Source organism: Mycobacterium sp. SMC-8 (genome assembly GCF_025263565.1).
Classification (GTDB): domain Bacteria; phylum Actinomycetota; class Actinomycetes; order Mycobacteriales; family Mycobacteriaceae; genus Mycobacterium.
On sequence record NZ_CP079868.1, the window covers coordinates 97,477 to 111,327 of the forward strand.

Consider the following 13,851-nt stretch of genomic DNA (forward strand, 5'->3'; position numbering starts at 1 on the left):
ATCCGGTAGCCAGATGGAGTGCCGCGGTTCGGGTTCGGCTTAGGGCCGCGACGCGTCTGGCGTGTCGAGGCGGCCATCGGTGTCAACTCCTCTATCCTCAAACTAGGAAACATAGTTTCTCAGTTTGTCGGCGGAAAGGCCACAATGTTCGGCGGAGGTTGTGGTGGGGGTTAGGACGAATCCTTGGCAGTCGGGGGCTGAGCCCGCTACCGCGGCACCAGAGATTGAAGCCTACGGGCAGCGTTCGGCTGGCCGGAAGACGTACGGTTCGCAAGCTGTTATCTTCCGGACGGGGATGTTGACTTCGCATTGGTATCGAACGTATGTTCGATACCAATGGTGCCGCACCCCGAACTTGTCGGTACCTATGGTTTCAATGGGAATCGAAATGAAGGATGCGTAAGAGTGGAAGCGTTGTTGATGGGCTCGCCTGACGGGCGGCAAGCAGCATGCGCGACCTGCGGGTTTGCGCTGTGGACTCCGATTGCGGATCTCAGTGTGTCCCGAGTCGGGTTGTATGACGATGCACGATTCCCGGGCCGGCTGATCGTGAGTCTCAATGAGCATGTGGAGCATTTCGACCAAGCTGACGCGGATGTCATGGCTTCATTCATTGCGGATCTGCAGGTGGCATCCGTCGTCCTGCGAAAGATGGGCGATGTGGACCGGGTGAACGTTGCCATCCTGGGCAACAAGGACCCGCACGTGCACGCTCATGTAATTCCGCGCCGCGTCACTGACGCTAACTTTGGGGTCGCCCCATGGGAGGACGCCGATCCGCATTCCAAGCTGATACCGGGCGATCGCATCACGATCGTCGATTTGTTGCGACAGGGATTCGAAACGGTAGTGCCCGCACACCGCTAGAAGACGATGTAGCGGCGTGTTTTGGTCGTTACCTCCGTCCACTCGCCCATGAAGATGTTCTCGAAGGCATCCTGTAATCGATTGGCGGCTTCCTTCATCTCGTTGTAGCCGGCGTTGTCCTTACGGGACTCCCACGTGATGGCCTCGAACTGAGCCCGTTTCTCCTTGCTGTCGGTGCGCTGCACAAAGAGATCAATTGTCTCGAAAACCGTCCGCACAGCTTCTCGAACGTACTCGGGCGCCGACTGCGTCACGGTGGCGAGTCGAGCGAGCGGGGGAAGGGCGTAGACCTCGTTGAGGTATTCGTTCCACGGAATGGCGTTGTCGCGCGGAGCAATCAACGGCAGGACTGAACTTGCGAAGAGATTCTTTCGGGTGGTCAGAAGCTTGAGATATCGCAACACGGCTTTAGGCTCTTGGCCACGCGCGGGGGCTTTCGCTTGATAGTCGATCGTGATCTGCCGCCAGTAGCGGAGCATGTCATTGAGCAAGAATCGTGGAGGGCGATCTGGTGATGCCTCGACGAGGGCGAGATACCGACGGATGGTGCGGCTTAGAATTTGAGTGTGTAGGTCTGGGTCGAGCAGGCTCACCGATTCCTGCACAATCTCCATTCTGCGGGTGTGAGTGTGGTTCGTGTCGCCTTCCAGCCCGACCTGATCGACGATATCGAAGATCCCAGCCGCGGTGCCGAAGAGCCCACTGGTACCGGGTGCTTTTGATGTGGCTTTTGCGAAGTCGGCCTCAGCGGCAATTAACTCGTTGACCCTCTGCACCAGGGCGCGGGGCGCCGCTGGATCGTCGGGCATGGCGTTGACGATTACCAGATAGTCGACGTCGCTTGCGTCGGTGTACTCGCGACGAGCCAGTGAGCCAAACGCAACTACGTCCAGTTGGCCGTCGGCTCCGTGCCCAGCCAGACCGCTGCGCATGCGTTCGATCAGCTCGTTCGATCGAGCGGCGGAGGCGGTCAAACCTGGTGTGGAACCCGTCAGGCCAAGGTGCGAGATTGACTCAATCAGGTTCACGGCAGAACCTGTCGCTGTCGAGCATGTGTCTCCTACATGTACCGCGGGTTGGCCCGTTTTCTACTCTATTGCGGTACCAACCAGCATGGATGCTTTCACAAGCATCTACGGTCGCCGAGAATCGGCGTATCGTCTCATGTGACCGGGGGTCCGCCCAGAAAAATGGAACGGCGTCAGCTCGCCGATGTCCCCGGCTTCGTGGCCCAGACGATCAATTCGGCGACCACCTTTTGCATGGACGGCAACTCGACTCCTGCGAGATCGAGGGTTCGGACCAGGGACCGGACTCCGGTTGTCGTCGTGAGCGGCAATCCGTAGTGGGTCTCGCCGTAGGTCTTCCAGTCAGCAGAGTCGGAAGGTCCCAGACCTTCGGCTGCACGGCATTCGTCGCGCAATTCGTGCCAGCCAGGAAAAGAGCTTTGGAGATGGTCCTGTATCGCACCAGTCGGAAGTACGAATAGCAGATCGTCTTCGGGCACGCCGAATAAATCTGGCGTCGGCAGCCCTCGATCCTGAAATCTGTTGACAAGTCTGACGAGCTTGACTTCCTCGCTCGACCGCTTTCTGTTGGACCGATCCCAGATCGTGTCGGTGCGGGTGCTATCAGTCAATATGCCGACCTTGATGCCGAGACGGGCGGTGAACTCGCCGTCGATCAACCCCTCGAGGTTCTTGGTTCCATGAATCGGAATCAGTAGGACACCGGCAGCGTCGAGTTGGGAGCCGGCGTATTCGTCAAGCATTGCTTCGTCGAGCGGGCCCTCCACGAACAGCACAGCTTTGTGCAGCGACAGCGCAGATGCGGGATGTAGACCGACCTCCTCGGCTAGTTCAAGCAGTACGGGAGTTGTTGCACTCGACAGGGTGCGGACACGGGTGCGTAGAAGAGTCTCGGTGTCCCCGGTGTATTCGTTCGCCCACGTCTCGACGCCACGGCTGACTTGGACGAGCCGAACTTCGTCCCCGGCTGCTCGCAGAAACTCCTCATGGTGTGACGCCGCGACGACCTGCATCCCGCAGCCCACCATCCTCTGGCACCACCGCACAACGCTGGCCACCGCGGACGGGTGCAGGTGAGCTTCGGGTTCATCGACGAACAACACGTTTCCGGACAGTTTTCTGTCCCGGCCTCCTCCAAGCTCGGTGAGCTGGCCGTCATCCTCCATAAGATGCAAGGCGACCTGGACCGCGATGGACGACCAGCGTGAAGCGCCGCGTCCGAGATCGTTGAGGGGGCGTGGAACCCCTCCTCGTTCCTTGTACTTCAAACTCACCCTGGGTGGGTCGGTCCAGTTCTTGGACACGTCGACGTCGACCTCGAACGCGCCGTCGAGGAAGTCGGGGAGCAGGTCAGTGGCCAGGATCGCCAGTTGGTTGAGGCGGTACCGGACATCGGGACGGACCCGCCACGCGACGATGGGCTCGGCGTGGTCGACGGGCTCGAGAAGGAGCGGACCGTAGCCAGTGTTGGTGAGCTCGGCCACCGCTGAAGTCACCCATTCGTCGACGTTGCCGAAGTCCCAGCCAAGGAAGAGGGGACGTACCCGCGGATTGCTGCCGACCAGGCGGGTCCGTTCTCCGACAACATGGATCTCGTCGAGGTCGTCGTCGACGATCATCCCGTGCGCTTCTACGGTTGCCCAGTAATTGTGTAGGTCGACGAACCACAGTTCTTGTTCCCAGTCGGGATTGGGCAGACTGTCGTTGTCCCCCGTGCTTGCGAAGCACACCTGGTCGGGCGGAAGCTTCTGGAGCCGAAGGTAGCCCTCATCGACGTCCGCCGGGATCAATGAGAGGACTGCATCATCGAACGCCAGGCCTCGCTCCAAGTCGACGTAGACCGCCCCGTAGCCGCCGTCGTCCCCGCGGAGGTCGCGAATCCGTGGACTCCCATCGAGGAAGAGCTGCGGCGCAAGCACGCTGTAAATCGCTTCGAGCAGGTAGGTCTTACCTACATTGTTCTTCCCGAACAGCACGGTGAACGGGCCGACGTCGAACTCTTGGGTCGGAACCGTCCGGTAACCGTTGAGGTAGATCCTGGACATGCGCACAGCCGAAAACCTACCGCCAGCGATGGTGCCGCAGAATGGCATCCTCGATGCCGTGGATAGTGATGTGGTGTCAGTGCGACTCGTCGAGTGGAACGTCGCGATGTCCCTCCACAGAAAGGCCGGCCTCCTCGCGTCGCTCAATCCGACGGTCGCCGTTCTGCCTGAATCCGCGTGCACCGACAAGACGAGGCCGGCGCTGGAGGAGGTAGGCGCGACCTCGATGCAGTGGATTGGCGGAAACCCGAATAAGGGACTCTCCGTCGTGGTTTTTGGGGGCTGGCAACTGCGTATCGACGACAGCTTCGACCCCGGGTATCAGTGGGTCATGCCAGTCCACTTGACCGGACCGGCACACGTTCGACTGCTCGCGGTCTGGGATATGAACCACCGGGGAAACGGCCACCAGTCGGCGAGGCGGTACGGGGCATGTCGCGCGTCGATGGGGCATTACCAAGAGTTCCTGAGCGGCGCCGCTGACCTGGTCTTGATCAGCGGGGACTTCAACAACTCGGTCCGCTGGGACGCCCCTACTAAGAGCGCAAAATTCGGTGACTTCATGGACCAGCTCGAAACCCGCGGGTTCGTCAGCGCCTACCACTACCACCGCACATCCGAGCGGGGTAACGAGCCGGACCCGACGCTATGGTGGACCAGAAGCATCAACCGGCCGTACCACATCGACTACACCTTCGTATCCCGGCCCGAGTCGATCCAAGCCGTCACCGTGGGAACGCATGTCGACTGGATCGCCTACAGCGATCACAGCCCTATGACACTCGATCTGCGCATTCCGGCCCGGCACCAAGTGGCATCCGAGAACGAGATCCGCGAGCCCGGAAGCTGAGTCTGAGCGATAAGCCTGACGAGCCGTGATCTGCGTCGCGATGAACCGCTCCGACGGGAGCCTCAGCACCAGGCCGCTGCGGAACTGTCAGACGCATCTGGCATCGTCCTTCGGCAGGTCAGCATTCCGAGAAGGGATCTCTAGTTTGACGTCAGCGCAGCCGCGCCGGAGTTACTGCCAGATGGAGGGGCGTTCCGCGGAATGGGGCATCGCCTTCGAACGCAATGAGCGTGTACCGCACGGACGAGCGCTCCTGGTCTGTGATGCCCGCGCGGCCTGCATCATGACTTCCCATGCCACCGCGGAACGGCTGCACTACCGCGAGGACACCGCGGCGCTCTGGATTGCGATGTCGTGGGCCAAGGCGGGCCAGCCCGTGCTGGTTGGACTGCCTGCGTTCGGCGGCGACCCGCGAGACGCCCAGTCGTTGCCGCGCGAGCTGCGCGACCTCGGAGAAACCGCCGCTACGCTTGCCACGTCCTTTCGCCCACCCGACCCCTGGGGTGAAGACGAAGACTATGGCGAAGACGGCGATCATGACGAGGACGACGACGACGAGGACGACGACGAGGAGTACGAGGAAACCCACTATCAGTGGTTCATGCAGGAGCAGGCTCGAGGAGTCCGCTGGCTCAGTACTTTCCGAACGGCTCTGATTCGCGAATTGGTCACGCGATCGGCAGCCAACGCAGACCGCCCCTCCCGCGCCGAGATGAAAGCCACGCGCCAAGGGCGATTCGCGTTCGTGAAGAACGCAGCAGGCGGACAGCTCGGCAAAGTCCAACAGGCAGTGCGACTTCCGCCCGGCAAGAAGGTCCGCGATTACGACAAACCTGACTATGTGGACGTCCTGGTGCTTGCCTGCGAGCACGACCGACCCGCGGCCGTCGCCGCCTTCGAGAAGGTCGGAATCACCCTACCGTTCGACCCCGCCCCCGGATGGCTGGACGCCGTGGTGGAGCCTGGCGTACATGGGCAGCTCGACATCACTTGGCGAGGCACAGTACGGGGCGTGTCGATCAAATTGGAGCTTGCGACCCTCCACATCTATACGGGAAGGCTCGCGGTTGCCGCAGCGGAGCTGTCTGAACCCATAGACATACTTCTGCGCCGCAGCGGTTTCCACGTCAACGAGGTTCAGGCAGCGCTGTTCCCGAGGTACGCCGATGATCTCTATGGGATGGAACTGGACAGCCTGACCACACTGATGCACGATGCCGTCCACAGCGGTCCGCTCATCGACACAGTTGAGGCGACAACTTCGGCACGCCCACGACCGCTGCTGGACCCCAACAGCTTCGAGTCGCTGCACCGGCGCAATCGACGCCGGCAGAACCGCAGGCTCCGATCAGCCGCGAGATCGCTGCTGCCGGCACCGTGGGCGCAGGAGATCGAGGCCGTTTGGCGCCCCGGCCTGCCTACCGGCGCAGCGGTCGGCGGCGAACTACCCACGATCGACAAGATCGCACCCGGAACCGGAATGCGGCAAGTGTCCTGCCGACTGTGCGACGCGACAGTCGTCCAGCGCACCCCCGACACCCACGTCTACTGTCACGACTGCTGCACCGACGCTCGTGAGGGCCTCTTCTACGACCGCGGGTTCGACGAACCCTGGGTGGCAGCCGCCGTGTGGTCGTTGAGAACGCTCGCAGAAATCGAGTTCGGCGGCCCGCCAGCCAAACCGCAACTGGCCCAGTTGCCCGAGTACGGGCCGCAATCTGACCTGCTCATGCTGTGCCGCATGCTGACCGCCAGAGTGCATCACACCGAACTCGGTGCGGAGCGAAAGAGTTACGCGTGGACCGACTGGCTGTCGCAGGCCCAGCTGCTGACTGATGGTGTTCGTACCGGCCGCGGAGTCACCGTCGTCGCAAAAGACGGGCACCTGTGTAGGTCGCTACTGGAGCGGCAGGTCGACGACTTCTTCCACGACCACGAGGTGGCTCACGAACCTGAACCGCACTATCCGTTCGACGCGAGAGACAATCCGAACGGCTATCGCGCAGACTGGAGACTCAGCGACGGAACATTCGTTGAGGCGCTCGGGTTCCCGAACGATCCGGCGTACATGGCGAAGGCCAACCGAAAGATGAAGCTGGCGGCGCGCTACAACATCCCAGTGGTAACTCTCACGCACGCGGATACTTCCAACCTCCCTGGAATATTCAGCAAGTGGCTTTGACAGGTGCTGCGACTCGGTGAACTGCTCGGGGCAGCATCGGCGCCGCCGGCTGGGGTTCCGGGTCAAGAACTACCGGTGCCAGCGGTTGCAGCATCGATAAGACGTGAGGAATGTCAATCACGACGACGGGTCTGCTGCTCGAATAGGTGACATCTGAGTTGGCTTGCCCACAGGGGCGAGCTGGAAGGATGTCCTTGTGCCCAGGCCCTACCCCCGTGAGTTCCGCGACGATGTTGTGCGGGTCGCTCGCAACCGCGATGACGGTGTGACGATCGAGCAGATCGCCAACGATTTCGGTGTACACCCGATGACGTTGCATAAGTGGATGCGCCAAGCCGATATCGACGAAGGCGCCAAGCCCGGCAAGAGCACTGGTGAGTCCGGTGAGCTGCGTGAGGCGCGGCGTCGGATCAAGTTGTTGGAGCAGGAGAATGAGGTCCTGCGCCGGGCCACGGCGTATCTGTCGCAGGCCAATCTGCCGGGAAAAGGACGCTTCTATGGGTCCCTGTCAAGCTGCGGCTTGCAGATGCCGAAACACTGATCGGCAGACGTAGCGTTTGAGGCAGCGTCGCGTTTCGCGGGTGGACATGCCTTCCGCGGTGCGCCGGGCAACGTAAGCGCGGGTAGTAGGGTCGCTGGTCATTCGGGTGCGGACGATGATGTCGAAGGCGCGGTTGAGTTGGCGGTCCCCGGCGCGGGAAAGTCGGTGCCGTGTGGTGTTTCCTGATGACGCTGGAATTGGCGCCACGCCGCCCAGGGCGGCGAACGCCGCTTCTGAGCGGATGCGCCCGCGGTGGGAATAGGCGCAGATGATGATGGCAGCGGTGACTGGTCCGACTCCGGAGAGCTCTTGGAGGCCGGGGGCCGCATGGGCGGCCAGGGCGCGCAGTTGCTGGTGATTGTCCTGCAGTTGTGTGGTGTGTTCCAGGACCGCTTTCGCCAGTCGACGCGCTTCTCGACGTGCCACTACATGGTTGCTCATGGCGGCTTGCTTCTGGTTGATCCGCCAGACAGCGATTGCTCGGATCTGGTTGTCGTGCAGCGGTTTGCGCGCATCAACTCCGAGGTCGACTGTTCGCAGCAGGGCAGTCAATGCGTTGCGGTTCGCGGTGCGCTGTTGATCGAGAATCCTGCGTGCTGCCAACAGAATCCGAAGATCTTCAAGCTCTGCGCCTCGACGGGGAGCCGGTATGCGGTCACGTTCGATGCCCAGTACCGAGCGTGCCGCGAGCTCAGCGTCGATGACATCCGACTTGCCCGCGCGGTCGCGGCGCCGGCCAACCGGGCGCGATTCAGTGACCTCGATGCCGGCAGTCCCTAGTGCCGCGGTAATCCCTGCGCCGTAGGAACTGGTGCCTTCGACCGCGGCCAGGACGCTCATCGCTGGGGTATGTCGGTGGATCCAGGACAGCGCCCGGCTGTGCCCGGGGTTGGTGTTCGGGAAGGTGGCGCCAGCGACGACCGCGCCGGTGCGCGAGTCGATGACGCAGAAGGTGTGGGTACGGGCGTGAGTGTCGATACCCACAATCCGTTCGAAGGCTTCGGCGACGATCATTTTTTGTTCCTCTCGGGTCGAGTGCTGCATGGATTGCTCGGCCGCCGAGGGTCGTTCGGAGTCACAACTGTAATGAGTCACACCCAACGGGCGGACAGGCTTCTAATCAGGACACCCGTACGCAGAGGCCGAACCTGACTCGTTCTCGGACGTGTCCTTTTCCAGACACCACGTGCGTGGGTCCGCTCTACCGAGAGTCACGAGCAACGAGCCAGGTCCAGCTTCTCAGCCAGCCGCGGGCCGGCCACACTCATTACAGATCTACCCGCTCGTAAGTGAGCTCGCCGCCGATGGGATCCCCGTCGCGGTGACGTGCCGGGTTCTCAAGCTCGCTCGCCAGCCGTACTACCGCTGGCGGGCCAATCCCATTACCGACGCGGAGGTTATCGAGGCCTATCGCGCCAATGCCCTTTTCGACGCGCACAACGACGACCCGGAGTTCGGCTACCGCTATCTGGTCGAGGAGGCCCGCGAGGCCGGCGAGTCGATGGCTGAGCGCACCGGCTGGCGGATCTGCTCGCAGCATCGGTTGTGGAGCGTGTTCGGCAAGAAGCGCGGTAAGAACGGCAAGGTCGGTCCGCCGGTACATGATGATCTTGTCGAGCGCGACTTCACCGCTGGTGGTCCAAATCAGCTGTGGCTCAGCGATATCACTGAGCATCGCACCGATGAGGGCAAGCTCTATCTCTGTGCGATCAAGGACGTGTTCTCCAACCGCATCGTCGGGTACTCGATCGACTCCCGGATGAAGTCCCGGCTGGCCACTACAGCGCTCAGTAGTGCGGTGGCACGCCGCGGTGAGGTGGCCGGTTGCATTCTGCACTCCGACCGCGGATCTCAGTTCAGGTCAAGACGATTCGTCCACGCCCTCAGCCGTTACGAAATGGTCGGATCGATGGGCCGCGTCGGAGCGGCCGGCGACAACGCGGCCATGGAGAGCTTCTTCGCGCTACTGCAGAAGAACGTGCTCGATCGCCGCCGCTGGAGCACCCGAGAAGAGCTGCGGATCGCGATCGTCACCTGGATCGAACGGACCTACCATCGACGCCGGCGCCAAGCCGGACTCGGGCGGTTGACCCCGATCGAATTCGAAGCGATTATGACCACACCGGCCAGTCAGGCCGCGTGACCGAAACTGTCACCTGATCGTGCAGCAGACCCGACCTTTGTGCCGGTCAAGTGGCGTCGCCGAGATGATTGACCTGCGAGCATCGTTCGACGAGTGCGCTCAGTCGTGGGTGGTTGAGCAGAGCGTCGAGAACCTTGGCCTCGGGAACACCGAGTTCCTCCAAGGCAACCAGATAGGTCACGAGGTGAACCGACTCGGCGACCGGATGAAGTTGAAAGCTGTCACTGTGCGGGCGCCACGCATGGGTTCCGCCATGTGCAACGTGGTTGCGTGCCCACACCGCCCAGCTTGCCCAATGAGCGACGTCGAGGCCGAGTGCCGCCTGAACGTCAGAGGCGAGCCTGTCGTGCAGTGCCTGCAGTCGGGTGTTCAACGTGACGTTGCTTCCGCCGCCGAGGCACCAGCGGTGGAAGCCCTCGGCTGCAGCCAACGCCTGGCTCACGTACTCCTCGACGATGCGTGATGAATGTCCGCAGAGGCCCACGACGACGCTCCATGCATAGCTTGACTGGAGACTGTCGGTGAAGCGTTGCCGCGTCTGAAGGTATGCCTCGAGTGTGACATCGGCGAGGGTGAACACGATGGCCGTCGGCTTGTGCGGATCATCGGGACGAGCAGTTCGGCCGGTATGCATCAGCAGGGAGATACTGTCATCGCTGGCGGTCTGAAGAGAGATCTTTGAGGTACCGCAGGACTCGAATGTAGCCAGTTGAACGAGGTCGTCGACGGCTGGCTTCCGATCCGCGAAGTCGGCCACCGACCCAGGTACTTTGTCCGGCAGCTCAATACAGGCGTGAGCACTGATCTGTAGAAGAACCTGTGGGCCGCTGCGGAGGTTGGTCGTCATCATGTCGAGCTTCAGGCCCGGCATGGCCTCTGTCGCTGGACTTATCCATGGTCGCGTCGCGGTGGTTGCGATCGCATACGACGCGTCTGAGGTGTCAGCTCGCGCGTACTCAGCTCGGTAACCGCCGATGACAGGGAGAATGTACGGGGTCAACAGTGTGCCGTCGGGCTGCTTTTCACCCGGATTTTCAAGTTCCAGTCCTTCGATTGTGGCCCACTGCGGTGCGCAGAACCTACCGTCGTCGGTGAGGTAGTAAAGCTCATCGATGGTGATGGTGGCTTTGACCAATGCCGGTTCCTGCGGGCTGATGATGTGCGCCCCGACGCACATCCACGAGGAATGCCAGAACTCTTCACGCACTGCGCCGTCAAAGCCTGCGGTGTGACTGCCCCGCTGAGCGTCCCAGACAGAAATCTGTTTTCCAGCAACTGTTTCACCGTAGACGGTCCCCGGCCGCACGTCGCCAACGAAGTTAGTAGCGACCCGTCCGCCGGTCGGATTCCGGCGGAACTCGGGTCCCGGAGAGAAACCGCCGATCAGCTCCAGGGTTGCACCGTTGTCCGGTTCCCAGGTCAGCACTCCCGGCACACGGTTGCTGTGATCCTCGGGGAGGTAGAACCAACCCGTGATCCGTTGCGGCTCAGACTGTCTCATGACCGGCCTCCGCCTGCTGTCGAGTGATCATCGGAATCGGTTCCCCCGTTGCTGGTGCAGGTAGGCCGTATCGGTCTGCCCACAGCGACACTGTCGGGTCCAGATGGTCGGGGTAATTCTTGCGGCGCACTCGCGCTCGGGCGGAGTGCGTCGCCTGGGCCTCGTATAGCGCCACCGCGCACTCGGTCATGATGACCGCCGCGGCAAGACTCTCAGCGAGTTGGGTGAGGACGTTCTCTTCGGTGCCAAGATAGGCGGTCATCCATTTGTATCCGTGTACGAAGCTCGAACCGACGGTGTAGAAGCGCTCGGCCCCGATCGACATCCCGTGCGGCAATCCGTCGGCATCAGTGATGTGCGGGGGCGGATTCTGGTCGATCCACTCCCCGGCCCAACGGACAAAGAACTCATAGTCTGAGGGCGGCCGCTGTCGGGCTGCCTTCGGTAGCGACGTCAGGAAGTTCAACCGCTCACGAAATTGCTGCTCCGTCTCGGCGAAACTCTGGCGCGCGGCGTCGCGGCGCTCGTCAGTGCGCACCTCGAGAAAGCGCGTCTCGACGGCGATGTACTTCTTCTGGTAGCCGATCTCGCGCTCGGTGTAGCCCAGTGAGCGAGCGCGCCGGACGGCGCGGTTGGGATCGGCGAGAAGCCAGATGGTCTTGGCGGCGCTCTCGATGGCGCTGCGGCACAGGATCCCGGTCGACAGTGTGCTCGTGCGTTTCTGCTCCAACGATGCCCCGAACGCCTGGGATGCCCCAACAAGACACTCGGCCGCGTTCATCACAGGAAACCGCGCCGTCGAGCTGACTAAGTTCGCGCCAAGCTCGGGTAAGAAGTGTCTGTCATCGAGGTCGAGGCTGCTTCCCCGGTCCGGAGCAAAACGGGACGGATCCCGGGGCTTGCTGCTGCCGTCGGCGCGGACCTGGTGTAGCAGCGCCCACTCGCCCATCCGCCACGCTCGACCGGCTCGGTCGGCATTACTCCACATCAAGACCGCCATCCGCAGAAAGCGCTCCCTTGGGTCGGTCGTCACAGCCAGCCAGGGTATTCCCCGGCTGTGACACGCCTCGCCCGCTGCGGCGAGCGGGTATGCGAGGAGGCCGGCTCCTGTAGCGCGCATCGCGGACCCCGGTCCTCCAGCCTGCAAGCCGCAGTGGTTGCTGACATGCAATCATTTCGCCCATGACAGCAGGACTCGCCATCCCTTCGGTGCACGCGATCCGAGCGGCTTTGGAGGGCGTAGATGGAGCGATTCGCGACAACCCCTTGCCGGAGGATGCGCACGACGGAACCGATCCTGCCGTCGAAATCTGGATGTCCGAGCCCGACGTCGGTAGGGAGTTCGCTGGCTTGGACAACCCCGATCCGACGATCGATGACGACGTCATCGCATCAGATGGGCCAGCCGTCATCTTCGAAATTCCGCCCGAGGTGACCGACGCTGATATCGAACACGTTCTTGGACAAGACACGCTCACCGAGATGAGTCGCCTGCATGAAATCCGGGGTATCGACGCGTACGGCTGGTACGTCACCTTCCACCAGCGCACAGCGCAGCACGGCGTTCACATTCCCCTCGAAGGTGCGCTGCTCATGGCCGCCCGGGTATTTCATCATCTGCCCATAGCGGACGAGCGGAAGGTCAATCTCGCCTTCCACGCCATCCTGCGCCACGAACTGTTCCATTTCGCCGCGGACTGCATGGCGGCCAACTGGGAACTCGCCACGGGCACGGCGATGTACTGGAAGGCAAAGGAAAAGCACCGCAACGCACACGGGTACGTCGAGCACGAAGAAGCTATGGCAAACGCCTACATGCTCCGCGGTTTCCAGCACCCACGCCGCTTGCTTGCCAACTCTGGCGGCGCATCACCTGCGTTGAAGGGCTTCACCAGGCAGCAACCCGCGGGATACAAAGAGGCCTACATGTACGCCGGGTCGCGGGCGGCCTACATGAGAGGCTGTCGTGACCTGTCCACACAGGTTCAGCACGCCTCTGCTCTGCCGCCGGTGCCTGCGGCGATGGATACTCTTCTGCTCTATGCAGATCCGTTCCGCATTGACTGGACTCGATGCCCGATCATGATCAGCGATCGGTTTGATCTTCGGCGCTTGCTCGGAATCAGCATCGATTTCTTTACCTGTATCCCGGCGGTCACCGAAACGCCGAAGTTCGAGAAATCCCTCAATAAGCTCGGCCCAACGGTGCAGGAGAAGTGGCTGGAGCAGAAAAGCAAACTGGCACAGAGCACGTCCCTAAACAGCCTGGGTTTCCAGCAATGGACAAAAGGTGGGGCTGACTGCTACTCGGTCAACGTGGGAAGTCACCGAGCGCACCTGCGCCTCGATCGCGGTCAATCGACATGGTCGGCCCTCGATATCGGTACCCACCTCGCCATGGGCCATGGCAGCTAGGTCCATAATGAAAAGTGTTGCAGCAATGACGATCCCGGAAGACCTTTGTTCGCGCGGGGGTGTCCAAGCGTGGGCGCCACCCAGGCAGCGGCGAGGCGGGAGGGCCGGATGTTTCCTCCTCCTCCTCTTCATCGGCGCTGTGTGCAGTGGTCAAGGTCTACCTCGCAATGCGGTAGCGCCCAAGTGCGCAGCCCCTTGGCACGGCGAGATAGTTTTGGCGCCGCACCACTCAGCGCGCAATCGCGCCCTCCGGCGAGCAAGACACATGGCCGACCCGGC

Annotated in this window: 10 protein-coding genes and 1 pseudogene; 6 read left to right on the plus strand and 5 right to left on the minus strand. The window is 62.1% G+C overall.

What is annotated here, in order from left to right; all coding sequences use genetic code 11:
- The first annotated feature begins 405 nt into the window (after positions 1–405).
- Positions 406–867: an HIT family protein gene (locus KXD97_RS32925; protein ID WP_260758538.1), complete on the plus strand. Its 462-nt coding sequence runs from the start codon at positions 406–408 to the stop codon at positions 865–867.
- Here the strand turns inward: KXD97_RS32925 and KXD97_RS32930 are convergent.
- Both KXD97_RS32930 and KXD97_RS32935 read right to left on the minus strand, forming a co-directional pair.
- The gene (locus KXD97_RS32930) at positions 864–1,895 is read right to left on the minus strand and encodes a nucleotidyltransferase domain-containing protein (protein ID WP_260758540.1); all 1,032 of its coding nucleotides are present in this window, start codon (positions 1,893–1,895) and stop codon (positions 864–866) included. The genes KXD97_RS32925 and KXD97_RS32930 overlap by 4 nt on opposite strands.
- 173 nt (positions 1,896–2,068) lie before the next feature.
- Positions 2,069–3,871: an AAA family ATPase gene (locus KXD97_RS32935; protein WP_260758541.1), complete on the minus strand. Its 1,803-nt coding sequence runs from the start codon at positions 3,869–3,871 to the stop codon at positions 2,069–2,071.
- A 67-nt stretch (positions 3,872–3,938) separates the two neighbouring features.
- Here KXD97_RS32935 and KXD97_RS32940 point away from each other — a divergent pair, with 67 nt between their 5' ends.
- The 3 genes from KXD97_RS32940 (at position 3,939) to KXD97_RS32950 (ending at position 7,513) form a co-directional block, all read left to right on the plus strand.
- Positions 3,939–4,790, plus strand: a complete 852-nt coding sequence (locus tag KXD97_RS32940) for an endonuclease/exonuclease/phosphatase family protein (RefSeq protein WP_260758542.1) — start codon at positions 3,939–3,941, stop codon at positions 4,788–4,790.
- 181 nt (positions 4,791–4,971) lie between these two features.
- Complete coding sequence (locus tag KXD97_RS32945) at positions 4,972–6,972, plus strand: hypothetical protein (RefSeq protein ID WP_260758543.1); 2,001 nt, start codon at positions 4,972–4,974, stop codon at positions 6,970–6,972.
- A 196-nt stretch (positions 6,973–7,168) separates the two neighbouring features.
- Entirely contained in the window at positions 7,169–7,513 is a 345-nt protein-coding gene (locus tag KXD97_RS32950; RefSeq protein WP_260758544.1) for a transposase, read from the plus strand.
- Here KXD97_RS32950 and KXD97_RS32955 read toward each other — a convergent pair.
- Positions 7,481–8,527, minus strand: coding sequence for an IS110 family transposase (locus KXD97_RS32955; RefSeq protein ID WP_260758545.1), 1,047 nt, complete (start codon positions 8,525–8,527; stop codon positions 7,481–7,483). The two genes, KXD97_RS32950 and KXD97_RS32955, sit on opposite strands and share 33 nt — an antisense overlap.
- Positions 8,528–8,786: 259 nt before the next feature.
- On the opposite strand from KXD97_RS32955, the pseudogene KXD97_RS32960 reads away from it, so the two are divergent.
- Positions 8,787–9,656: pseudogene (locus KXD97_RS32960) on the plus strand (IS3 family transposase); the annotation flags it as partial.
- Positions 9,657–9,702: 46 nt separating this feature from the next.
- Here KXD97_RS32960 and KXD97_RS32965 read toward each other — a convergent pair.
- Positions 9,703–11,157: a HEPN domain-containing protein gene (locus KXD97_RS32965; protein WP_260758546.1), complete on the minus strand. Its 1,455-nt coding sequence runs from the start codon at positions 11,155–11,157 to the stop codon at positions 9,703–9,705.
- Positions 11,144–12,190, minus strand: coding sequence for a hypothetical protein (locus KXD97_RS32970; protein ID WP_260758547.1), 1,047 nt, complete (start codon positions 12,188–12,190; stop codon positions 11,144–11,146). The genes KXD97_RS32965 and KXD97_RS32970 overlap by 14 nt, the downstream gene beginning before the upstream one ends.
- A gap of 149 nt (positions 12,191–12,339) precedes the next feature.
- On the opposite strand from KXD97_RS32970, the gene KXD97_RS32975 reads away from it, so the two are divergent.
- On the plus strand, positions 12,340–13,572 hold the full coding sequence (locus KXD97_RS32975) for a hypothetical protein (protein ID WP_260758548.1): 1,233 nt from the start codon (positions 12,340–12,342) through the stop codon (positions 13,570–13,572).
- Positions 13,573–13,851: the final 279 nt, after the last annotated feature.

Excerpts from the sequence above, each read along its gene's own strand:
- KXD97_RS32940 (WP_260758542.1), top strand. The coding sequence starts at position 3,939 with ATGCGCACAGCCGAAAACCTACCGCCAGCGATGGTGCCGCAGAATGGC.
- KXD97_RS32945 (WP_260758543.1), top strand. The coding sequence starts at position 4,972 with ATGGAGGGGCGTTCCGCGGAATGGGGCATCGCCTTCGAACGCAATGAG.
- KXD97_RS32955 (WP_260758545.1), bottom strand. The coding sequence starts at position 8,527 with ATGATCGTCGCCGAAGCCTTCGAACGGATTGTGGGTATCGACACTCAC.
- KXD97_RS32965 (WP_260758546.1), bottom strand. The coding sequence starts at position 11,157 with ATGAGACAGTCTGAGCCGCAACGGATCACGGGTTGGTTCTACCTCCCC.
- KXD97_RS32975 (WP_260758548.1), top strand. The coding sequence starts at position 12,340 with ATGACAGCAGGACTCGCCATCCCTTCGGTGCACGCGATCCGAGCGGCT.